The sequence below is a fragment of the Candidatus Merdisoma sp. HCP28S3_D10 genome (genome assembly GCF_052065835.1).
Lineage (GTDB): Bacteria > Bacillota > Clostridia > Lachnospirales > Lachnospiraceae > Laedolimicola.
In genome coordinates, this window is record NZ_JBQHTG010000003.1 from 165,105 (window position 1) to 187,997 (window position 22,893).

Genomic DNA, 22,893 nt, shown 5'->3' on the forward strand with positions numbered 1-22,893 from the left:
ATGAGTCACTTGTTTCATAAGGTCAGCTATTCGCTGCGTCACTGGAATGAGGTCGGCGTATCCATGCAGCGAAAACTGACCCTGTACGTGGCCTGCATGGTGCTGTTTGTATTTGCGGCAGGCGTAGTTGTGATTCAGACAGCAGGGATTGTGCCGGGATCGGAGCGTAACCTGGGGGAGGCACTGGCGGTACAGCACCAGAATACCGTTTCAGCGATGACAAAGCAGATGGATCTCCTGACGGCAAGAAGCATTAATCTTTCGGAAGAAATCACGCGGATCATGGAGCAGGTGCTGATCGATCATGGAAAAAATTTTTCAGATCTCAATGACGATCCCCAGCTGATTCTGGAACTGGAGAATTCCCTGTATGGCTCCCTGGAGACGGTTCTGCGTTCCAATGCATGCAGCGGCGCGTTTTTCGTGCTGGACGCTACGGTAAATACAAAGGCAGAATCTGCGGATACTTCCCGTATGGGAGTTTACCTGCGTTTTTCGGATCTGAAGGCCGTCGGAACGGCAAACCAGCATATGGTGTATTTCCGCGGGGCGGCGGATCTGGCCAGAAAAAAACAGATCCAGATGCACAATCGCTGGAATCTGGAGTTCGACACGTCGCTGCTCCCCTGTTATGACACGCTTCTGCACTTTAACCGCAGCCGTCTGGCAGAAGGAGCGGTCTGGACAGAGCGGTTCCGGCTGCGGGATACCTGGGAGGATGTGACTCTTCTTTGCGTGCCGGTTCTGGATCAAAATGGGGAGCCCTGCGGGATCTGTGGTGTGGAGCTCAGCCAGCTTTATTTTGTCCTGTCTTATCCGGCGGCAGAAAGCCGGTTCGGAAATATGGTGACCCTTCTGGCTTCCGGCGAGGGAAGGAAGTATGATTTGTCAAAGGCCATGATCGGAAATGCGGCGGGAACGTATCTGAAATCCTCCGGTCTGTTAGAAATCCGGAGTGGAAAATACTATGAGACAGCCTCGACCGGCTCCACCCGTTATTTTGGATTGTCTACCCCGCTGGACGCCCGTCTTTCCAGCGGACAGACTCCTATGATTTTAACCCTGCTGCCCGAGGACAGCTATCACCAGGCGTCGCTTCGAAACCGTCAGCTCTGGTATGCGGGAACGGTTCTGTTCCTGATTCTGATTCTCCTTCTGGCCGGAGGAGTATCCGGACATTTTTCAGCTCCGATTGTGCGAAGCCTGAAAGCGATGCAGTTGGGGACGACGGGAGAGGATGGGCAGAACGCAGGTATCCGATCGGGAATTTCAGAAATTGACGCGCTGGTATCTTTCCTGCAAACCAGAAGCCAGGAGCTGAAAACCAGTGATCTTCCGCCGAACATCGAAACCATGCTGCAGGAGTTCAAGGGCCGGGTGGCAAGGCTGACGCCTGCGGAATTACAGATTTTTCAGATGTTTATCGAGGGCTGCGACGTTCAGACAGCGGCGGAACGGAGCTTTGTCAGCGTGGCAACGGTGCGAAAGCATAATACCAGTATCAACCGGAAGCTGGAGGTATCCAACCGGGAGGAACTGATGGTTTACGTCGATCTCTTCCGGCGGTGCGGACGGCTGGAAGAATTGAAAAAGTGATAGAAGAAAAAGGAGAATCCGGAACATGACCGGGTTCTCTTTTTTTGTGGAATACTCTATTCCATTGACACATTCTGCCTATGAAATAGAACATCTATATATAGTGAAAAAACTGGTTTAATCACTATATCTTGTATACTAATCATTGGAAAGTTATCGAAATAGTCTGATATTCCAACCGCTCCCATATATTTTTTCTGTAAAAACTGATATGCTGATTTCAGGTAAAAAATAACAAAACCAGAAATATAGATGCAACAGGAAAGGAGATTTGTTTATGGGACTGATTAAAGCTGGTATGGGTGCATTGGGCGGAACACTTGCGGATCAATGGAAAGAGTTTTTCTATTGTGAAGCGCTGGGGAAAGACGTACTGGTAACGAAAGGCCAGAAGCGTATCACGGGCCGGTCTTCCAATACGAAGGGAAATGACAACATCATTTCCAATGGAAGCGGTATCGCGGTAGCAGACGGACAGTGTATGCTGATCGTGGAACAGGGAAAAGTCGTAGAGGTCTGCGCGGAGCCTGGTGAGTTTACCTATGATACCTCTTCGGAGCCCAGTATTTTCGCCGGGAATCTGGGAGAGAGCATCCGCGAAACCTTCAAGGTAGTCGGAAAACGATTTACCTACGGCGGCGACACCGGAAAGGATCAGCGTGTCTACTATATTAATACCAAGGAGATGGGGGAAATCCTTTACGGAACCGCAACTCCGATTCCCTTCCGCGTGGTTGTAAATGAGGAGCTGGGATATAAGCTGTCCGTGGATCTCCGCTGCAATGGTAACTTTACATACCGGATCAGCGATCCGCTTCTGTTTTACACCAATGTCTGCGGCAACGTGGAAAACGATTATGAAAGCGCGGAAATCGCGCCCCGCTTAAAGGGAGAACTGATGACGGCACTGCAGCCGGCACTGGCAACCCTTTCGGCGCAGAAGATTCAGTATTATGAGATTCCTGCTCATACGCTGGAGCTTTCCGACGCGCTGAATGATGTTCTTTCTAAAACTTGGAAAGAAAAACGTGGTATCGAAGTATTTTCTTTCAACATTAATTCCTTAAGTATTCCGGACGATCAGCGCCTGAAGCTGACCGAGTGGGAAGAAAACGCGATGACTACCAATCCCAATACGGCGGCAGCCCGTCTGGTAGGCGGACAGATCGACGCTATGAAGGCGGCGGCAAACAACAACGCCGGAGCCATGACTGGATTTATGGGAATGGGAATGGCTATGAACGCAGGCGGAATGGGCGGCATGAACGCGCAGAACCTGTTCGCAATGGGCCAGCAGCAGAATCAGGCGGCGCAGCAGCAGGCAGCGGCACAGCAGCAGGCGGCAGCCCCCGGCGCTCCCCAGCCCGCGGCAGACAGCTGGAAGTGCCAGTGTGGAGCAACGGCGACCGGAAAGTTCTGTCCGGAGTGCGGAGCGAAAAAGCCGGAGCCGAAGACAGCGACGGCGGGAAGATGGACCTGCTCCTGTGGGGCAACCGCAACCGGAAAATTCTGTCCGGAGTGTGGCTCGCCGAAGCCGGCAGGAACACCGCTATATCGTTGTGACAAATGTGGCTGGGAGCCGGAGGATCCGACGCATCCGCCAAAATTCTGTCCGGAGTGCGGCGACCCGTTTGATGATGGAGATGTTACAAACTAAACCGGAAGGACAACAGGAAAGGAGGTTTTTATATGGGATTTTTTGATAAAAAGTATTGCGATGTGTGTGGAGAGAAGATAGGGCTTCTTGGAAACCGCAAATTAGAGGATGGTAATCTTTGTAAGAATTGTGCAGCGAAGCTTTCCCCTTTCTTCTCTGAGAGAAAGTCTTCTACGGTGGAGGAGATCAAGCAGCAGCTGGCTTACCGGGAGGAGAACCGGCAGAAGCTGGCCAGCTTCCGGGCGACACACATTATGGGTGACCGGATGAAGGTTATGGTAGATGAGCTTGGCAAACGGTTTGTGGTTACTTCTTCCAATGATATCCTGAAGGACAATCCGGATATTATCAATCTGTCCGATGTGATTTCCTGTAACCTGGATCTGGAAATGGACGATACGGAATTGATGCAGAAGGATGCCCAGGGAAAGGAAGTCAGCTACAACCCGCCCAGATACTGCTATTCCTATAACTTCTTTATTGAGATTTCGGTGAACAATCCGTATTTCAATCAGATTCGTTTCCGTCTGAATTCCAGAGATATCGAGATTGTGGACGAGATCTCCGGTATGGGGGCAGGCATTGGCAGAGTAGCGACCAGCCGCCGCCAGAGCATGGTGCATCCGGAATACAACATGGAATACCGCAAATACCAGCAGATGGCGGACGAGATTGTGGCAGTTCTGTCTGGTCAGCCCACCGCAAGAGGGATTGCAGCCAATGTAATGAACAACATGGCTGATGGCCAGGGCCTGGTAAATTCCATTGTAAACGGTATCGGCGCCGGAGCAGCCATGGCAGGCGGAATGCAGAACGGAAACATGACGCAGAACGGAAACATGACGCAGAACGGAAATATGGCACAGGGCGGAAGCTGGGTTTGCTCCTGCGGTATGACAAACACCGGAAAGTTCTGCCAGAACTGCGGAGCTCCCAGGGACGGCAGAGGTATGATGCGTTAGGTTATAGCTTATGGAAAGGGAAGGATTCTATTAGTAAAGGAGGCATGGAGAATGAAAAAGAGAAAACTTATGGCAGCAATGCTGGCGGCAGTGCTGGCGCTTAGCCTGACGGCCTGCGGCGGAGAAAAGAAGCCGGCAGACACAACTGATACCACAGATACCTCGCAGACCGATACTTCACAGACAGAAAAGGAGCAGCCGGAAGTGAAGCAGGAAGAAGCGGAGCCTGCGGAGGCTGAGAAGAAGATTCCGGAGAATGGTATTTTATTCCATTTGACAAATCCGAAGATTCAGGCACAGGCAAGTTTCTATCTTCCAAAGTTTGACTCTGAATGGGAGGTTAAGCGTTTAAGTGATACGGATCCGGTGGGCGCAGAACAGAGATACCTGTATAAAGCAAAGATTTCGGATGAACGGTCAGCACACGTGGATGCACGCCTTACTGCCACAACAACGGAAAATCTTCCTGCAATCATGGAGAAAGGAGAGAAAGTGAAAGTGTCCGGTCATGATGCAGTGTATGAAGAGGACACTACTAGCTGGAAATACACCGTTGATATGGGACCTTATGCGGATGGAGTGGAAATGTATATGGATCTCAAATTCTATACCGGCAGTGAGGAGTTCAAGGATGTTAAAGAATTGGCAGAAACAAGAGATATGGTGATAGAAACTCTGTCTGCAACCACCGATTATGAGGGCAAGGAAGACAGAAGCGGCCGTCTCTATCAGGGCAGTGGCCTTTGTTCTCTTCCGATGACCTTTGAGTATAACGGTCAGGAAGTTGAAGTAAAGCAGGAACTAAGAAGAGCAAGTGTTTATGCGCTGGCGGCAGAAATACAGGAAGATGGCGATATTCCGCTGTGTATCACTGCAGAAATCAACAATACCATAAAGGATTCTTATATGGAAGTAACGGAAAGCGATGGCTATGTAGACTGCACGATTGCAGGCTATCCTGGCAAGTTAAAACAGGTGGAATATCCGGCTTATGTAGAGAACCATGTACGTCTGACGGTAAATGATGTTAATTATGCGATGTATGCATCTACTGCTGTGGACACGGATAAAATTACAGATGCAATCGCTTTGGCATCCGCAGCGAAGGCTTTTAAGGAGGATAAGGCTTCCCAGTACCAGAAGAGCTTAGATTTCCTGGAAGCTATGGTATCCGCAGCTGAATTCAGAGATATTAGTGAAGACTGGCTTAAATAAGTAACGGCAGACAAAGGGGGATTGGAGCATGAAGCAGCACAAGCGTTGGTTATATCTGCTCCTGACCGGATGGATGCTCCTTGGAATTTCAGCCTGTGCTCAGAAGGAGTCTGTGACTCCTTCTGAGCCGGATCATATCATTCTGGATGATTATGAAATCCGGTATAAGGGCTTTACTGTGATGTCGGATATCAACGAGAACCCGGCGTTGGTCATAAGCCTGGATTTTACAAATAATGGGAAAGAGGCGACGTCTTATCTCTGGGCGGTATCAGAAAAAGCGTTCCTGGATGGAATTGGTCTGGATGTGGCGACGGTATTTTCTGATACAGATTCCTATGATACGGTTACGAAAGCACAGCTGACGGAGATTGTACCGGGAAAAACGATGGAAGTGAAATCGGCCTATGTTCTGCCGGACCGTGAGGACGAAACCGTAGAAGTGGAGTTTTCCCAGAATCTGGGAAAGAAAAAGGGCAAACTGAGCATTGATTTAACGGAAGCCTGGTAAGGAAGGAGAACAGGAGTATGGCTAATATTCAGGAATATAAATGTCCATGCTGCGGCGGAGCCATTGCCTTTGACAGCACCATTCAGAAGATGAAGTGTCCCTGCTGTGACACAGAATTTGAGATGGAAGCGCTGCAGGGGTATGATGAAGCCTTAAAGCAGCAGGAGCAGGGCGACGATATGACGTGGGATACCACGGCAGGAGGAGAATGGCAGGACGGAGAGGCAGGCGGACTGCGTACATACCAGTGTAAATCCTGTGGCGGAGAGATCGTAGGAGACGAAAGCATGGCGGCGTCTTCCTGTCCGTACTGCGGAAATCCGATTGTACTGATGGGACAATTTGCAGGGGCACTCCGTCCGGATTATGTGATTCCGTTTAAGTTGGATAAAAAGGCGGCGAAGGCAGGCCTGATGAAGCACCTGAACGGAAAACGCCTGCTGCCGAAGATCTTTAAGGATCAGAACCATATTGACGAAATCAAGGGCGTATACGTACCCTTCTGGTTGTTTGACACCAGCGCAGACGCCAATATCAGCTATCGGGCGACAAAACGGAGAACCTGGAGTGACAGCAGTTACAATTATACGGAGACACAGTATTTTATGCTGAGCCGGTGTGGAAGCATTGGGTTTGAACAGGTTCCGGTGGACGGCTCCACCAAGATGGAGGATGAACTGATGGAATCCATCGAGCCCTTTGATTTTCATGAGGCGGTTCCTTTCCAGACCGCGTATCTTGCCGGTTATATGGCGGATAAATACGATGTGTCCGCAGAGGAAAGCATCGAACGCGCCAATACCCGCATAAAAAAATCAACCGAGGATCATTTCCGCTCTACGGTAAAAGGGTATGACAGCGTAAGCGTGGATCAGAGCAGTGTACAGCTTCATGGCGGAAGCGCCAAATACGCGTTGTATCCGGTGTGGCTCTTAAATACCACATGGAATGGAAAGCAGTACCGGTTTGCCATGAACGGGCAGAACGGAAAATTTGTCGGAGACCTTCCGGTGGATCAGGGGGCGGCAAGACGCTGGATGATTCTTACGACGGCAGCGGTCGCGGCCGGAGCCTATGGCATAAGCTGGCTGTTATGGCTGGCAGGTATTTTATAGAAAGGGGAGTAGGACAGATGAAAAGGATGCTGAAACAACTTACGGGTATGACGGCTGCCGTACTTCTGGCTGTATCGTCTTTCTCTATTGTGGCAATGGCTGCCGGAGGATTTGCCCGGGAATATGAACGATTGATGGATATGGCAGATCTGCTGACCGAAGAGGAAGAGGAGGAATTGATTGCCACACTGGACGAAATCAGTGAACGGCAGAACCTGGAGATTGTAGTGGTTACGGCGGAGAATCTGGAAGGCTACAGCGATGGCCAGGAGTATACCGACGATCTGTATGAATACTGTGATTTTGGATACGGGGACGGGAAAGACGGAATCATGCTGCTTCTGGATATGGACGGCCGGGGCTGGTATATTTCCACCCAGGGCTATGGAATCACAGCCTTTACAGACGCGGCCATTACATATCTGGGAAATGAAATGCAGGAGGATCTTTCCTCCGGAAATTACGCCTCCGCGTTCCGGACCTATGCGGCAGACTGTGATCAGTTGATTACGCAGGCCAGGGAAGGCAATCCGTTTTCCAAGAAGGATCTGCCCCATGCGCCGCTGTCGCCGCTGGTACTTCCGGTTTGCCTTGTAATCGGTCTGGCGGCAGGGTTTATTACCGTAAATTCCATGAAGGCGAAGCTGAAAACGGTACGCAGCCAGACGGCAGCGGCAGGCTATGTGAAAAAAGGAAGCATGCAGCTTACAGCCCAGCAGGATCTCTTCTTATACAACAAGATTGATCGGGTGAAGAAAGAGGAAAAGAGCAGCTCTGGAGGCAGTACCACCCACAAATCTTCTTCCGGCACCACCCATGGAGGAGGCAGGGGAAAGTTTTAAAGGGCGTGGAACGGAAGAGGGGAAAGGAGGGAGCATGTGCATGAAACGGAATGGAAAAAACAGGAAAATTCGGATGGGCGCGGTGGCGCTGCTGACGGTGGCAGTTCTGGCAGGCTGCGGTAAAAAGCCGGAGGCTGTGAAGGAAGAAATGGCGGAAAACATTGAGAAAAAAACAGAAGAAATTTCCGGAGAAGAAATAACGGAACCTGCCGCGGAAGAGACTGCAGAGCTTCCGGATGCGGGTACGGCAGAATCAGACGGACTGGGATTTTGCCGGGTGCCGAACCGTTCGGCCTGGGACGGCACTTATTACCGGGAGGACGGAGCATACATCACCGTGTACGACACAGACGAGGACTATCTGTTTCTGTCCTATCCGGAGAGCTTCGATGAGCGTATGGTAGATATTCTGCAGTTTACCGACGCCGGAAAAACACAGGCAGTTTCCGCAACCCAGGATATAACGGCAGTGTATGCGCTTTCGGGAGACGTTCTTTCCATAGATTTCGGTACGGCATATGTTCCCTATATGCAGGGAATATATTACAGAAAAAAAGACGCGTCCTGTTGGCGGACAGAGGCCGACGGAACAGAGCGGTATCTGGATGAAACCGGGAAAATTCTGCGGAACCATATGACGCCGGATGGCTGGTACGCAGACGGAGACGGAAGAAAACTGTGGGAGATAGGAATGCTGCAGATTACGCCGGGGCTTTATGAATCCATGCCGGCGTATTCCGAGAGAGAGGATTATGAAACCTGGAGCTTCAGTATGTATAGCGGAGCAGAGGATTCCGGATTTTTCAACAGTCCGGACCAGCGGCTTGAGGTCGGAACCGTGGATTATACGGTATACGATCAGGAGATGAATCCCTATTACACAAAGGAAGCCATGTATGTGTATAATTCTCCCGACGGCTATGTGATCGAGGACGTGTCCGGACAGGAATTTGCCTGGTTTTATCCTTCGATTCACTGGAACGATCTGATGATCCAGATGTATGGGACAGAAGCCTATCATACGGTGCGCATGATAGAAAATTACGCAGATTATGGCGGCTGATTTGACAAAAGAGACAGTAAGTTCAGAATCCGGAGGCTGAGGAGGAGTGAAAAATGGGAAAAAAAGGAAACCTTAGAAAAAAGAAAGGGATGCTTCTGGCAGAACTCCTGTTGCTCTGTGCATTCCTTACCGGCTGCAGCCTCCTGGATATTAAAGACGGCGGGCTGGGCATGACCAATCCGGATTATGTGGAGCCGGAGGACGACGGAACAAATGAAGATAAGCCGGAAATGGCGCAGTTTAAAAAGGATCCCGCAGCTTCCTGGCTGACAGAGTCAGGACGGCAGGCGCTGGCCGAAGAGCAGGAAAGTCTCAGGGATTACGGGGCGGTCTTAGGCGCTGCGTTTCTGGGGTATACGGCAGATTACAGCTTTCCGGGAAGACAGGAACAGAGAGAAGAGACGTATCCCTATCTGGCGGGAATTCCCTCAGATCGGATTGTAGAATACGTGGGAGCCGAGTGGTATGTGATTCTTCCGGCAGAGGAGGGCTGGAGCATTTCTGTGGAGTCCTGTAACTGGAATGAGGATTTTACCGATTCCAGTGTGGGGGAGCTGCTTTGGGAGAGCACAGACGGACTTCCTTTGATTTTACGATGCAATCTCAGCGATATTTACTCCAATGTGCGGATCACTGCCCGAAAAGGAAGTCAGGAGGTTTCCTGGTATCCCTGTTATCTTGTTTTCGCGGGAGAGATCGAGCCGACGGAGGGAGTCATGCAGCTTTCACCGGGCTCCTACATGTCAGAGGAGGGATATCTTTACGGAATGGAAGGAAGCTGGTATTGCGATTCTGTGAAAACCGATGGAGGCGAACCTTATTTTTACAATGTTACATTCCTGACAGGCGAAGATGGCTTCCCGTCGAGTATACAGTATTATGGAGGTCTTTTGAAGGAAGGGTTGGAGGAGATCCGTTTTTTCTGGGATGGCTCTTATGCATATGGGGATACGCTTGGGGAATCGCTGGAATTCTGGCTGAATACACCGGATGGAATCCGAAACGGTACGATTTTGCTGAATCTGGAAGGAGACTGTCTGACCATTCAGGAAATGGAGGGGGACGCCTTTTTCCCATTTACAGGCGGGTCAGTGGAAACATTCTATCTGCGTCCCGTAGCGGCGTCCGGAGAGAGTTACGATGATTCCGGTAACGAGATAGAGTTACTGCTTGCGCAGCCAGAGGTTCAGGAAAAACTGGACCAGGGTATGGTAATCCGGGACGTGGATGGTATGGATACCATCCGGGGCGAGGCCTGTGTACTCTTTGCGCTGGGGACCGATCATCCGGACCAGTTTGTGGCGGAATATTATTATGCGGCGTCCTCTTCCGGGGCGGTTTACCGAATGGATTATCTGACCGGAGAATGGGAACCGATTTAAAGGAGGGAACAGTATGAGCGTAATTACATTAAACAAGCTTCCAAAAACATTGCAGGAATTACAGGAAATGCCAGAGGCGGGACTGTCCAATCCGGAGGAGGTGGCGGCCCTGACGGTAGCGGCGCTTGCCCTTTATCCTGAAAATCTGTCCGAGACAGAAAAAATGCTGGATTTTCTGCGCGGGCCAAGACCTCTGAACGGTATCGACAAACAGTTTTTAAGAGACCGGTTCCGTGGCAAGGAGTATCTGATGCGCTCTTATTTCTCCGGTTCTTCTCCGGATAATAATTATACGCCGGAGCAGCCCTACCGGATTTCTATATCAGAAAACCCCTACAGCCGGAGCCAGATAGGAGAGGGGTATCTGACCTTATATGTGGCCTGCAGCGGCGCAGACAGTCCAAGGCCGCTGAAGCTTCGGACAAAGCCGTCTACAGGACAGTGGTTTTTATGGGAACAGCAGCTTCTTAGTGGAATCCGGATACCGAAGGAGGCGGATCCCTGGGCATAGGGAGGAAAACCGTATCATAGGAGGATAGGGTATGGAGCAGGAAAAAATTATGACAATTCACTGTGCCAGCTGCGGAGCGCCGGCCCAGTATGACATTGTGAAACAGAATTACCACTGTCCGAACTGTGGAGAAGATACAGGAACAGAGATTCCGTTAAAAAAGCTCCGGGAGTTCCGGAGCCTTACGAAAACATTGCTGGAGCAGGAGCTCCCGGACAGTCAGACGGTCGCCTGTGAGTGCCCCAACTGTGGGGCGCGGGTGATTGTGAAGGAACACGAGGTAACAGAAACCTGTATTTTCTGTCAGTCTAAGATTCTGCGCTCGAACGTGCAGATGAGAGAAGGCTTTCCGGAAATGCTGATTCCCTTCCGGTTGAATCGGAAGCAGGCGGAACAGCAGCTGGACGAATGGATAGAAAAGCATTCCGATAAGAAGGAATCCGAGATTCTGAAGGAAAACAGGAAAAAATTAAAGGGAATCTATCTGCCCTATGAGCTGATACGCGGGCCGATCCGCTTCGAGGTGGCAAGAGATAATTCCGACAGGCGGTATACCTGCGGAGGATTTCTGGAGCATGTGGCGGTCAACGTAACGGAACGCTGCAATAACCTGCTGCTGAATGGAATGGAGCCGTTTTTGTGGGAGGATCTGGAACCGTTTCAGTTTGGATATATTGCCGGTCATGCGGCGGAGGTTCCGACTGCGGACGGCGTGGAGCTGAGACGGCGTGTATTTGAAGAAGTGGCGGAGGAGTATCGCCCTACCGTGGAGCGCACGATGCAGACAACCGGCTTATCTTTATATCCATCTACGGACGCGCTTCTTCGGCTGCCCGCGTTTCTGCCGGTTTATTTCCTGGATTGCGGAGACGTCCAGGCGGCGGTAAACGGGCAGACAGGAAAGGTATCTGTGCTGGCCGCAAAGGAAACCAGAACGTATCCCTGGGTGATTGAACCGCTTCTGGGGACGCTGGCTGTGATGATCTTTTTCTTCTTTGTTTTCCGCAATTATGGCGGAGTGCCCATGGATCCGAAGGAGCTGTTTGAGCTGGTGGGCATGGCCGGACTGTTGGCGGCGCTGATTCTCTTTACGATATTCAGTAAAGGAAGAGAGGCCAGAGTCCGGAGAAAAATTTATAAGAGTATCAGTGAGGAAGAAAAGAAAAATCCGGGGGAGACGATGGAACCGGTCTTTTTTGAACAGATCCAGGGTCAGGAGATTCCGGTGCGGCTGGGCTTTTATTCCGGCGGGCGTATGGTGAAGATTGCGCTGATTCTGCTGCTTACCAATCTGTCGCCCAGTATACTGGCATGGCTCTTTACGGCGGTTTCGTGTATCGGAACCGGAGACTGGGCGTTGCTTGGGCAGCTGGATTATAGCTACAATATGGTCTGGCTGTGTCTGTCCCTGCCGGTTTCCGTGGCCGGGTTTGTTGTATTCGGCCGAATCGAGATTTATGATTCACCGGTTATCTTCCGAATTCTGGAAAATGGAGGACGAAAACGGATCCGGGTGAAAAAGGAGAACAGGAAGACGCTGCATATGCGTTGGAGGACAGTCCGCAATACGATAGGAAACTGGGCGTTCCCCTTTTTGATTGTATTGCCGCTGTATGCCATGACAGTCTATATGATTATGAATCCTTATCCCTAAGAGGAAGGAGCAGACAGGAAAGGGGGAACGGAGATGAAAAAGAACTCAAAAACAGGCGCAGTGATACTGATAGCGCTCGGTTTGCTTTGCGCTGTCTCTACAGTGAAATCGTGTGGTACAAAGCATGCGGCCATGCAAGAAAAAGTGGATGATGTGGTATATGTGGGACAGGGCAGCTATGATCCGGCAAATGACGGAAAGGTTGTGATTGTCTGCGGAGAACTGAAGGTTCTGGAACAGGCCTATGATGACGAACTGGGACTTACGATCGATGCTCCCCGCGCCATGCGAAGCGCAAAAAAAATGAAGCTGAAAAAGTGGAATCTCCCGGCAACAGAGGAAAATATGGAATGGAATTCCGATCTGGGCGTGGGCGGGATGGAAATCTTCCAGGGTAAAGCAGATGTGGGAGCTTATCATCTGTCCGAGGAGTTTATCGACAATCTTATGCTGGGAAAAGAGTACGAATTTGATGAGGAGATGCTATCGGAGGCAGGACTTGCGATTCTCACAGACCGGAAATACCGCGGAGAGAAGTTCATCGGAACCCAGCGGATGGGCCGGGGCGTCTTCGAGGAAGGCGATCGGCGTTATCAGTATTCCGTTCCCCAGCAGAGCGATGGGAATATGGTGACGGTAATCGGCATTCAGGAGCAGGATACCCTGACCTATGTAAAGGGGGCTACCCCCAATATGCTGAGCGGAGAACTAGACCAGAAAACCGCGCTCAAGAAAAGCGGAATGTCCTCCGGCGGAGTCAGTATTTTCAGACTTCTGCTAACGATTTTATTCCTGTCAGCGGGAATTGGAAAGCTGTTTGGGAAACAGAAACAAAGAAAAGATGGAAGCGGCTTATGAAAAAAGGAAAGAAAGGCTGGATATTGCTTATGGCATTTACTACGTGGGCGGCGCTGATCGCAGGCTGCGGAAAATGGCCCGGAAATAAGCCGGATAAGGAGCCGGAAGAGACGACGCTTCCGGATATTCAGGAGCTGACGTATTATATGCATGGAACGATGATGGAACCGATCTGGAGCGTAAGCCTGATCCGGCAGGGGGAGGAAGCGTTTGTAAGGATAGAGCCCTGGGACAAAGAAGAGGAGGAGTTCTGCGACTATCCGGTGGAGGCAGAGGTTCTTGAGAAAGCCCGTGTGATTCTGGAGATCTACGATGTGGCGTCCTGGGCCGGCTTCCGGGGAAATGATCTCAATGTCTTAGACGGATATTCCATGAGCTTTCAGGTGAAATTTACAGATGGAAGAAAGATAGAAGCGTCCGGTTCCAATCAATTCCCTAAAAATTGCCGTGATGTTTTCTCGGAACTGGATGAGCTGACGGCTGAGGCGAAGAATCAATTTTACAGATGACTGTAGCCAAATCCCGGGACTGAATTGCATAAAACCGAAAAAAGTATGGAGAAGGGAACAAATGTTCCGATTTCTCTATACTTTTTTCGTGATCCATGTTATAATTTCTGAGGACATGAAGTATGCTAAATCCATCAGAAAAAGGAAATCACACGATATGAAAGAACAAGGACATTCGCAATCCGCTTCGCTGCTTGCTCATGAAAGCAGCCCCAAAGGCGGTGCTGCTTTCAAATTACACAGCGAATACCAGCCCACCGGCGACCAGCCCCAGGCTATCGCGAAGCTGGTGGAGGGTTTTCAGGAAGGCAACCAGGCAGAGACACTGCTGGGTGTTACGGGATCGGGCAAGACCTTTACCATGGCCAATGTGATACAGGCCCTGAACAAGCCGACCCTGATCATTGCCCACAATAAGACTCTGGCGGCCCAGCTCTACGGCGAGTTTAAAGAGTTTTTCCCCGAGAACGCGGTGGAATACTTTGTCTCCTACTACGATTATTACCAGCCGGAGGCCTATGTGCCTTCGACGGATACTTATATTGCAAAGGATTCGTCGATCAACGACGAGATTGATAAGCTGCGGCTGTCGGCTACGGCCGCCCTGATTGAACGGCGGGACGTGATTATCGTGTCCAGTGTCTCCTGTATCTATGGTCTGGGCGAACCGGAGAATTTTGAGAAAATGATGGTTTCCCTGCGGCCCGGTATGGAGAAGGATCGGGACGAGGTGCTGCGGCAGCTGGTAGATATCCAGTATGACCGCAATGATATGGATTTTAAGCGCGGTACCTTCCGGGTGCGGGGAGATGTGGTGGAGATTATCCCGGCCAATGAATCCGAGCTGGCGGTGCGGGTGGAGTTCTTCGGAGATGAGATTGACCGGATTACCCAGATTGATGTGCTGACCGGGGAGATCAAAGGAGAGCTGGAGCACATCGCGATCTTTCCGGCTTCCCATTACGTGGTGCCCATGGAGCAGATCAAGCGGGCAGCCGCTGATATTGAGAAGGAGCTGGAGGAGCGGGTGCGCTATTTCAAGAGCGAGGACAAGCTTCTGGAGGCCCAGCGGATTGCGGAGAGAACGAATTTCGACATCGAGATGTTGAAGGAGACGGGCTTCTGCTCCGGAATCGAGAATTATTCCAGGCATTTGACCGGGGCGGCGCCGGGGACGCCGCCGAATACCCTGATGGACTATTTCCCTGAGGATTTTCTGATTATCGTGGACGAGTCCCACAAGACCGTTCCCCAGATCCGAGGTATGTACGCGGGAGACCGTTCCCGGAAGACGACCCTTGTGGATTATGGCTTCCGGCTGCCGTCGGCCCTGGACAACCGGCCTCTGAACTTTGAGGAGTTTGAGCAGAAGATCGATCAGATTTTGTTTGTTTCCGCTACGCCCGGAGAATATGAGGCCGACCATGAGATGCTGCGGGCGGAGCAGATTATCCGTCCTACGGGACTTCTGGATCCGAAGGTGGAGATCCGTCCGGTGGAGGGTCAGATCGACGACCTGGTGGGCGAGGTCAACAAAGAGGTGGCGGCAGGCCACAAGATCCTGATTACTACCCTGACCAAGCGTATGGCAGAGGATCTGACCGATTATATGCGGGAGCTTGGCATCCGGGTAAAATATCTGCATTCGGATATCGATACCCTGGAGCGTACCCAGATTATCCGGGATATGCGTCTGGACGTCTTTGATGTGTTAGTCGGCATTAACCTGCTCCGGGAGGGACTGGATATTCCGGAGATTACCCTGGTGGCCATTCTGGACGCGGACAAGGAGGGCTTCCTGCGTTCGGAGGTTTCCCTGATTCAGACCATCGGCCGGGCGGCGCGGAATGCCGAGGGCCATGTCATTATGTACGCGGATACGGTCACGGATTCCATGCGGCTGGCCATCGATGAGACAGAACGCCGCCGCGCTCTGCAGGAGGCGTATAATAAGGAGCATGGGATCACGCCGAAGACCATACAGAAGTCAGTCCGGGATCTGATCAGTATCTCCAGGGAGATAGCGAAAGAGGAGCTGCAGTTTGAGAAGGATCCGGAATCCATGAGCAAAAAGGAACTGGAGAAGCTGATTGCGGACATCGATAAGAAGATGAAAAAGGCAGCGGCGGAGCTGAATTTCGAGCTGGCCGCAGAGCTGCGTGACAAGATGATAGAACTGAAAAAGCAGGCGCAGGACAGGTAAACGGTCATACGCCTGAATGTCAATGATGAGGAGAAATACAATGGATAAATTTATCAGGATCCGGGGAGCCAACGAGCACAATCTGAAGAATCTGGATATCGATATCCCCAGAGATCAATTTGTGGTGCTGACAGGCTTAAGCGGTTCGGGAAAATCCTCCCTGGCCTTTGACACCATTTACGCTGAGGGACAGAGACGGTATATGGAATCCCTGTCCTCCTACGCCCGCCAGTTCCTGGGGCAGATGGAGAAGCCCAATGTGGAAAGTATCGAGGGCCTGTCCCCGGCTATTTCCATTGACCAGAAGTCAACCAACCGGAATCCCAGGTCTACGGTGGGAACCGTGACGGAGATCTATGATTATTTCCGGCTGCTTTACGCGCGGATCGGAATTCCCCATTGTCCCAAATGCGGCAAGGAGATCAAAAAGCAGAGCGTGGATCAGATGGTGGATCAGATCATGGCCATGCCGGAGCGGACAAAGCTGCAGCTTCTGGCCCCGGTGGTCAAGGGACGCAAGGGCGAGCATGTGAAGGTGCTTGAGCAGGCGAAAAAGAGCGGCTATGTGCGTGTCCGGATCGACGGGAACCTCTACGAGCTGTCAGAGGAGATAAAACTGGAAAAAAATATAAAGCACAATATCGAAATTGTGGTGGATCGTCTGGTGGTGAAGGCGGGGATTGAGCGCCGTCTGGCTGACTCTATTGAGACGGTTCTGAATCTGTCCGACGGCCTGCTCATCGTGGACGTTATCGGCGGAGAGCCGCTGACCATGAGCTCCAGTTATGCCTGCCCGGACTGTGGGATCAGTATGGAGGAAATTGAGCCCAGAAGCTTCTCCTTCAACAATCCCTTCGGCGCCTGCCCGGAGTGCTTCGGCCTCGGCTACAAGATGGAATTTAACGAGGATCTGATGATCCCGGACAAGTCCCTGAGCATTGCGGAGGGAGCGATTACGGTCATGGGCTGGCAGTCCTGTACGGATCCCTCCAGCTTTACCTACGCCCTTTTAAAGGCGCTGGCAAAGGAATATGAATTTGACCTGACGACTCCCTATGAGCAGCTGTCCCCGGAGGTACGGAGGATGCTGATTCATGGTACAGATGGCCGGGAGGTGAAGGTCTCTTATAAAGGACAGCGGGGCGAGGGCGTCTATGATGTGGCCTTTGAAGGACTGATTAAAAATGTGGAGCGCCGTTACCGGGAGACCAGTTCGGATGTGATGAAGCAGGAGTATGAGACCTTTATGCGGATCACCCCCTGTAAGGCCTGCGGCGGACAGCGTCTGAAGAAGACTTCCCTGGCCGTGACCGTGGGGGAGAAGAACATCGCAGAGCTTACCGCCATGTCTATCGTAAAGCTGTATGAATTTCTGCAGGAGCTTTCCCTTACGGAACAGCAGAAACTTATCGGCGCGCAGATTCTGAAGGAGATTAAGGCGCGGATTGGCTTCCTGATTGACGTGGGACTGGATTACCTGACCCTGGCCCGGGCGACGGGAACTCTGTCCGGCGGCGAGGCTCAGAGAATCCGTCTGGCAACCCAGATCGGTTCCGGTCTGGTGGGCGTGGCCTATATCCTGGATGAGCCCAGTATCGGACTGCACCAGCGGGACAACGATAAGCTGCTGGCGACCCTGAAGCGTCTGCGGGATCTGGGCAATACCCTGATCGTGGTGGAGCATGACGAGGATACCATGTTTGCGGCAGACTATATCGTGGACATTGGTCCGGGCGCAGGCGAGCACGGAGGAAGGGTGGTGGCAGCCGGTACGGCAGAGGAGATTATGGCCAACCCGGATTCCATCACCGGAGCGTATCTGAGCGGAAGACGCAAGATCCCGGTGCCTGAATCCCGGCGGACGCCTGCGGGCTGGCTGACCGTCAAAGGCGCTGCCGAGAACAACCTGAAGAATATCCAGGTGGATTTCCCCTTAGGCGTCATGACCTGCGTGACCGGTGTGTCCGGCTCCGGCAAGAGCTCCCTGGTCAATGAGATTCTGTATAAGGCACTGGCCAGAAAGCTGAACCGGGCCAGAACCATTCCGGGCAGTTATAAAGAAATCATCGGTATGGAGCAGCTGGATAAGGTGATCGCCATCGACCAGTCGCCCATTGGACGGACGCCCCGTTCCAACCCGGCCACCTATACCGGAGTCTTTGATCAGATCCGGGATCTGTTCGCGTCTACAGCAGACGCCAAGAGCAAGGGCTATAAGAAGGGCCGCTTCAGCTTTAACGTAAAGGGCGGCCGCTGCGAGGCCTGCTCCGGAGACGGTATCATCAAGATCGAGATGCATTTCCTGCCGGACGTATATGTACCCTGCGAGGTCTGCCAGGGCAAACGCTACAACCGGGAGACCCTGGACGTGAAATACAAGGGAAAGAGTATCTTCGACGTGCTGGATATGACGGTGGAGGAGGCTCTGCCCTTCTTTGAGAACGTGCCGTCGATTCGGAGAAAAATTGAGACTCTGAACGATGTGGGTCTTTCCTATATCAAGCTGGGGCAGCCTTCCACAACCCTGTCCGGCGGCGAAGCCCAGCGGATCAAGCTGGCTACAGAGCTGTCCAGACGGAGCACCGGACGGACCATTTATATCCTGGACGAGCCCACCACAGGTCTTCATTTTGCCGACGTACACAAGCTGACTGAGATTCTGAAACGGCTGGCAGAGGGTGGCAATACCGTGGTCGTCATTGAGCATAACCTGGATGTGATTAAGACGGCGGACTATCTCATCGATATGGGGCCGGAGGGCGGAGACCGGGGCGGTACCGTCATCGCGAAGGGAACACCGGAGGAGGTGGCCGGTCAAGAGATCTCCTACACCGGCCGGTACCTGAAGAAATACCTGTAGCGGATCTGGGGATTCTGTACAAAACAACCCATGGAATCGGGGAACATTTCCCTGTTTCTATGGGTTGTACTTTTGAGAAATATCGCATATACTTAAGTGGAATATCAAACAGAATCCAAATGGAGTACACAGAATGATTCAGAAATTATACGAAACACTTTGTCATATAAATGAAACCGAAAATGTTCTGCGGGACGAGCCCATGAGCCGCCATACCACCTTCCGTATCGGCGGTCCGGCAGCACTCTTTTGCACGCCCCGAACCGTACCGCAGCTGGCGGATACGGTGAAGGCCTGTGTGGAGGCAGGCGTGCCTTACTATATCCTGGGCAACGGCAGCAACGTACTGGTCAGCGACGCCGGATATGAAGGCGTTGTGATTCAGCTGTTCCGCAATATGGACGGCATCCGTGTGAACGGAACAGAGCTTGAGGCGGAAGCCGGAGCTCTGCTGGCCCGTATCGCCCATCTGGCGGCAAAGGAGGGACTGACCGGACTGGAATTTGCCTCCGGTATTCCGGGAACGCTGGGAGGAGCCCTGGTGATGAACGCCGGAGCCTACGGCGGAGAGATGAAGGACGTGGTGAAGGAAGCCGTAGTTCTGAAGCCGGACGGAGAGCTTCTCAGGCTTTCGAAGGAAGAGCTGGAGCTGGGCTACCGCACTAGTATCATTGCCAGAAAAGGATATCTGGTTGTGAGCGCCCTGCTGGAGCTGGAAGCAGGAGAGAAGGGGACAATCGAGGCCCGGATGCAGGAGCTGAAGGAGGCGCGGACCTCCAAGCAGCCGCTGGAATACGCCAGCGCCGGCAGCACCTTTAAGCGCCCGGAGGGGTATTTCGCAGGAAAGCTGATTATGGATGCGGGACTTAGAGGATACGCGGTAGGCGGTGCCCAGGTTTCCGAGAAGCATTGCGGCTTCGTCATCAACCGGGGAGGCGCTACCGCCCGGAACGTGCTGGATCTGGTGCGGCATGTGCAGGAGGAAGTAAAAAAGCAGTTCGGCGTGGAACTGGAACTGGAAGTAAAATTACTGGGATTTTCTGGAAATTAACAGGAGACGATACCGATGAGATTTGTAATTGTAACAGGAATGTCAGGAGCGGGACGAAGCACAGCTCTCCGGGTACTGGAGGATGCGGGTTATTTTTGCGTGGACAACCTGCCCATTTCCCTGATTGAGAAATTCTCGGAGTTGATTTATCCGGGGAATACAGAGGTTACCAAGGCAGCGCTGGGGATCGATATCCGGAGCGGAAAGGCCTTTGACGAACTGGCGGCTGTGCTGGAGGAATTGTCTGTGGCCGGCGTCAATTATGAAATCCTGTTTCTGGACGCATCGGACGAGGTCCTTGTGAAGCGCTATAAGGAGACCCGGCGCAGCCACCCGCTGGCCCTGGACGGCCGGGTAGCCGATGGAATCCACGAGGAGCGAAAAAGGCTGGAATTCCTGCGGAAGCAGGCAGATTATATCATCGATACCAGCAACCTGCTGACCAGAGAACTGAAGCAGGAGCTGGATAAAATCTTTGTACAGAATAAGAATTTTAAAAACCTGGTCATTTCGGTGCTTTCCTTTGGCTTTAAATACGGAATCCCCACCGACTCCGATCTGGTATTTGACGTGCGTTTTCTTCCCAATCCTTATTATTATGAGGATTTGCGGAAGCTCAGCGGCAACGACAGGCCGGTACAGGATTTCGTTATGGGCTTTGAAGTGTCCCACCGGTTCCTGGACAAGCTGATTGACATGATACAGTTTCTGATTCCCAATTATGTGCTGGAGGGGAAAAATCAGCTGGTGATCTCCATCGGCTGTACCGGGGGCAAGCACCGTTCTGTAACCCTGGCCAACAAGCTTTATGAACGGCTGCGGGAAAATACGGACTACGCCGTCCGGATTGAGCACCGTGATATTGAAAAGGACGCTGTTACGAAAGCGCATTAGACGAGGTGAACCATGTCTTTTTCCAGTGAGATTAAGCAGGAGCTTTCCTACCATATCCCACCGGCCAGACACTGCAGACTGGCGGAAATGGCCGCTATCTTGAGCTTTTGCAGCCATGTGGAGGAAGAATCCTGTATCAAAATGCATACGGAGAACCTGGCCGTTGCAAGAAAGTACTTTACATTATTAAGAAAAACATTTAATATAGAAATAAGCGTGTCAGTGCGGCAAAACAGAAATCCGAAGGGGAGCAGAAGCTATGAGGTGACTTCCCGGGGAGGACTGGAGCCTGTAAAGCATATGCTGGTCCAGAACCAGTGCTGTAAACGGGCTTACATCAGAGGAGCCTTTCTGGCGTCCGGTTCCGTCAGCGATCCGGAGAAGGGCTATCATTTTGAGATTGTGTGCAGCACGGAAGAGAAGGCAGAGCTTTTACGGGAATTGCTGACCGGCTTTGGAATTGACGCGCGGATTACCCTGCGGAAACGCAGTTACGTATTATATATAAAAGAAGGATCCCAGATTTCGGATATTTTGAATGTGATGGAAGCCCATGTGGCGATGATGAAGTTCGAGAATGTCCGGATTCTCAGGGATATGCGCAACTCGGTAAACCGGCAGGTAAACTGCGAGACAGCGAATCTGAATAAGACTGTTTCCGCAGCGGTAAAACAGATAGAGGATATCCAATTTATCCAGAAAACCATCGGCTTTGATGAGCTGCCGGAGAATCTGGCGGAGATAGCAGTGCTTCGTCTGGAACAGCCGGAGACCACCCTAAAGGAGCTGGGGCAGCTGCTCACGCCTCCCGTAGGGAAGTCAGGTGTAAACCACAGACTCAGAAAGCTGAGTATAATAGCAGAGGAATTAAGGGATCACAAGGAGGAGAAAGTATTATGATGAAGCGAGACATCACGATTCAGATACCGGAAGGGCTGGAAGCCAGACCGGTCGCATTGTTGGTGCAGGTGGCAAGCCAGTACGGCAGTGAGATTTATGTGGAGAGTGATAACAAGAAGGTGAATGCCAAGAGCATTATGGGTATGATGACGCTTGGTCTTTTCGCAGGCGAGACAGTAACGGTTTCCGCAGACGGCGAGGACGAAGAAGAAGCTATGGCAAATATTGAGAAGTTCCTGAGCAGCAAGTAAGAAAGCGCACAGAGGACTGCCGGAATTGTTCGGCAGTCCTTGTTTTTTGCCCGGAAATTTGCTATGATGAAATGTAATCATTCAGAAATTGAGGAGTTGGAATGGACGCGTACACAGGCTTTGCGGAAGTATACGATTTATTTATGGATCAGGTTCCCTATGAGGAATGGAGTGAACGAATCAGCAGGATCTTAAAGGAATATGGAATCTGTGACGGCCTGGTGCTGGATCTGGGCTGCGGAACCGGCAGCATGACAGAACTTCTGGCAGAAAAGGGTTATGACATGATCGGCGTGGACGCTTCGGAGGAAATGCTGGAGCTGGCCAGTGAGAAGCGGGCGGAATCCGGCCATGATATTCTGTATCTGCTGCAGGATATGAGGGAGTTTGAGCTTTACGGGACCGTGCGGGCCATTGTCAGTGTCTGTGATTCCCTGAATTATATCACAGAGGAAGCGGATCTTTTACAGGTGTTCCGGCTGGTCCGGAATTATCTCGACCCGGACGGTGTATTCTTCTTTGATATGAATACCATTTACAAATACAGGGATATACTGGGAGAAACAACCATTGCTGAGAACCGGGAGGAAGGAAGCTTCATCTGGGAAAATTATTACGATGAGGAGCAACAGCTCAATGAGTACGATCTGACCCTCTATGTGAGGGACATGGGTGACCGGTACGTCCGGTTTGAGGAGACCCATTTCCAAAAGGCTTATGAGCTTTCCAGAGTGCTGGAGCTGCTTGGGGAAGCGGGACTTAAGGCAGAGCAGATCTTTGATTCCGACACCGGGGAAGCAGTGACGGCCAAGACAGGAAAATTCTGTATCGCGGCGCGGAAGGCGTGACGGCGATAGAG

General features: G+C 51.7%; 20 protein-coding genes. All 20 read left to right on the forward strand.

Features of this window, described 5'->3' with window-relative positions; all coding sequences use genetic code 11:
• Entirely contained in the window at positions 1 to 1,596 is a 1,596-nt protein-coding gene (locus ACTNCH_RS09120) for a response regulator transcription factor (protein ID WP_441018696.1), read from the forward strand.
• A gap of 277 nt (positions 1,597 to 1,873) precedes the next feature.
• The gene (locus tag ACTNCH_RS09125; protein WP_441018698.1) at positions 1,874 to 3,253 is read left to right on the forward strand and encodes an SPFH domain-containing protein; all 1,380 of its coding nucleotides are present in this window, start codon (positions 1,874 to 1,876) and stop codon (positions 3,251 to 3,253) included.
• A 32-nt stretch (positions 3,254 to 3,285) separates the two neighbouring features.
• Positions 3,286 to 4,215, forward strand: coding sequence for a DUF4428 domain-containing protein (locus ACTNCH_RS09130; protein WP_441018700.1), 930 nt, complete (start codon positions 3,286 to 3,288; stop codon positions 4,213 to 4,215).
• Between the two features lie 51 nt (positions 4,216 to 4,266).
• A complete protein-coding gene (locus tag ACTNCH_RS09135) occupies positions 4,267 to 5,430 on the forward strand; it encodes a hypothetical protein (protein WP_441018701.1) in 1,164 nt (387 codons plus the stop codon).
• 28 nt (positions 5,431 to 5,458) lie between these two features.
• Positions 5,459 to 5,941, forward strand: coding sequence for a DUF5067 domain-containing protein (locus tag ACTNCH_RS09140; RefSeq protein ID WP_441018703.1), 483 nt, complete (start codon positions 5,459 to 5,461; stop codon positions 5,939 to 5,941).
• A 17-nt stretch (positions 5,942 to 5,958) separates the two neighbouring features.
• Entirely contained in the window at positions 5,959 to 7,056 is a 1,098-nt protein-coding gene (locus ACTNCH_RS09145; protein ID WP_441018705.1) for a hypothetical protein, read from the forward strand.
• Between the two features lie 17 nt (positions 7,057 to 7,073).
• Entirely contained in the window at positions 7,074 to 7,898 is an 825-nt protein-coding gene (locus tag ACTNCH_RS09150) for a TPM domain-containing protein (RefSeq protein WP_441018707.1), read from the forward strand.
• Positions 7,899 to 7,938: 40 nt separating this feature from the next.
• Complete coding sequence (locus ACTNCH_RS09155) at positions 7,939 to 8,961, forward strand: hypothetical protein (protein ID WP_441018709.1); 1,023 nt, start codon at positions 7,939 to 7,941, stop codon at positions 8,959 to 8,961.
• Between the two features lie 53 nt (positions 8,962 to 9,014).
• Positions 9,015 to 10,343, forward strand: a complete 1,329-nt coding sequence (locus ACTNCH_RS09160) for a hypothetical protein (protein WP_441018711.1) — start codon at positions 9,015 to 9,017, stop codon at positions 10,341 to 10,343.
• A gap of 13 nt (positions 10,344 to 10,356) precedes the next feature.
• Complete coding sequence (locus ACTNCH_RS09165) at positions 10,357 to 10,854, forward strand: DUF6935 domain-containing protein (protein WP_441018713.1); 498 nt, start codon at positions 10,357 to 10,359, stop codon at positions 10,852 to 10,854.
• Between the two features lie 31 nt (positions 10,855 to 10,885).
• Positions 10,886 to 12,508 (forward strand): hypothetical protein, encoded by a 1,623-nt coding sequence (locus tag ACTNCH_RS09170; RefSeq protein WP_441018715.1) that lies wholly within the window; start codon positions 10,886 to 10,888, stop codon positions 12,506 to 12,508.
• Positions 12,509 to 12,541: 33 nt separating this feature from the next.
• Positions 12,542 to 13,366: a hypothetical protein gene (locus ACTNCH_RS09175; protein WP_441018717.1), complete on the forward strand. Its 825-nt coding sequence runs from the start codon at positions 12,542 to 12,544 to the stop codon at positions 13,364 to 13,366.
• Positions 13,363 to 13,875 (forward strand): hypothetical protein, encoded by a 513-nt coding sequence (locus ACTNCH_RS09180; RefSeq protein ID WP_441018719.1) that lies wholly within the window; start codon positions 13,363 to 13,365, stop codon positions 13,873 to 13,875. Before ACTNCH_RS09175 ends, ACTNCH_RS09180 begins: the two co-directional genes overlap by 4 nt.
• A gap of 157 nt (positions 13,876 to 14,032) precedes the next feature.
• Entirely contained in the window at positions 14,033 to 16,078 is a 2,046-nt protein-coding gene (uvrB, locus tag ACTNCH_RS09185) for an excinuclease ABC subunit UvrB (RefSeq protein WP_441018721.1), read from the forward strand.
• A 40-nt stretch (positions 16,079 to 16,118) separates the two neighbouring features.
• Entirely contained in the window at positions 16,119 to 18,938 is a 2,820-nt protein-coding gene (gene uvrA / locus ACTNCH_RS09190; protein WP_441018723.1) for an excinuclease ABC subunit UvrA, read from the forward strand.
• A gap of 133 nt (positions 18,939 to 19,071) precedes the next feature.
• A complete protein-coding gene (gene murB / locus ACTNCH_RS09195) occupies positions 19,072 to 19,989 on the forward strand; it encodes a UDP-N-acetylmuramate dehydrogenase (protein ID WP_441018725.1) in 918 nt (305 codons plus the stop codon).
• A gap of 15 nt (positions 19,990 to 20,004) precedes the next feature.
• Positions 20,005 to 20,883, forward strand: coding sequence for an RNase adapter RapZ (gene rapZ / locus ACTNCH_RS09200; RefSeq protein WP_441018727.1), 879 nt, complete (start codon positions 20,005 to 20,007; stop codon positions 20,881 to 20,883).
• A 12-nt stretch (positions 20,884 to 20,895) separates the two neighbouring features.
• Complete coding sequence (whiA, locus tag ACTNCH_RS09205; RefSeq protein WP_441018729.1) at positions 20,896 to 21,783, forward strand: DNA-binding protein WhiA; 888 nt, start codon at positions 20,896 to 20,898, stop codon at positions 21,781 to 21,783.
• Positions 21,780 to 22,034: an HPr family phosphocarrier protein gene (locus tag ACTNCH_RS09210; protein ID WP_441018731.1), complete on the forward strand. Its 255-nt coding sequence runs from the start codon at positions 21,780 to 21,782 to the stop codon at positions 22,032 to 22,034. Before whiA ends, ACTNCH_RS09210 begins: the two co-directional genes overlap by 4 nt.
• A 101-nt stretch (positions 22,035 to 22,135) precedes the next feature.
• A complete protein-coding gene (locus ACTNCH_RS09215; RefSeq protein ID WP_441018733.1) occupies positions 22,136 to 22,882 on the forward strand; it encodes a class I SAM-dependent DNA methyltransferase in 747 nt (248 codons plus the stop codon).
• The last annotated feature ends 11 nt before the right edge of the window (positions 22,883 to 22,893 follow it).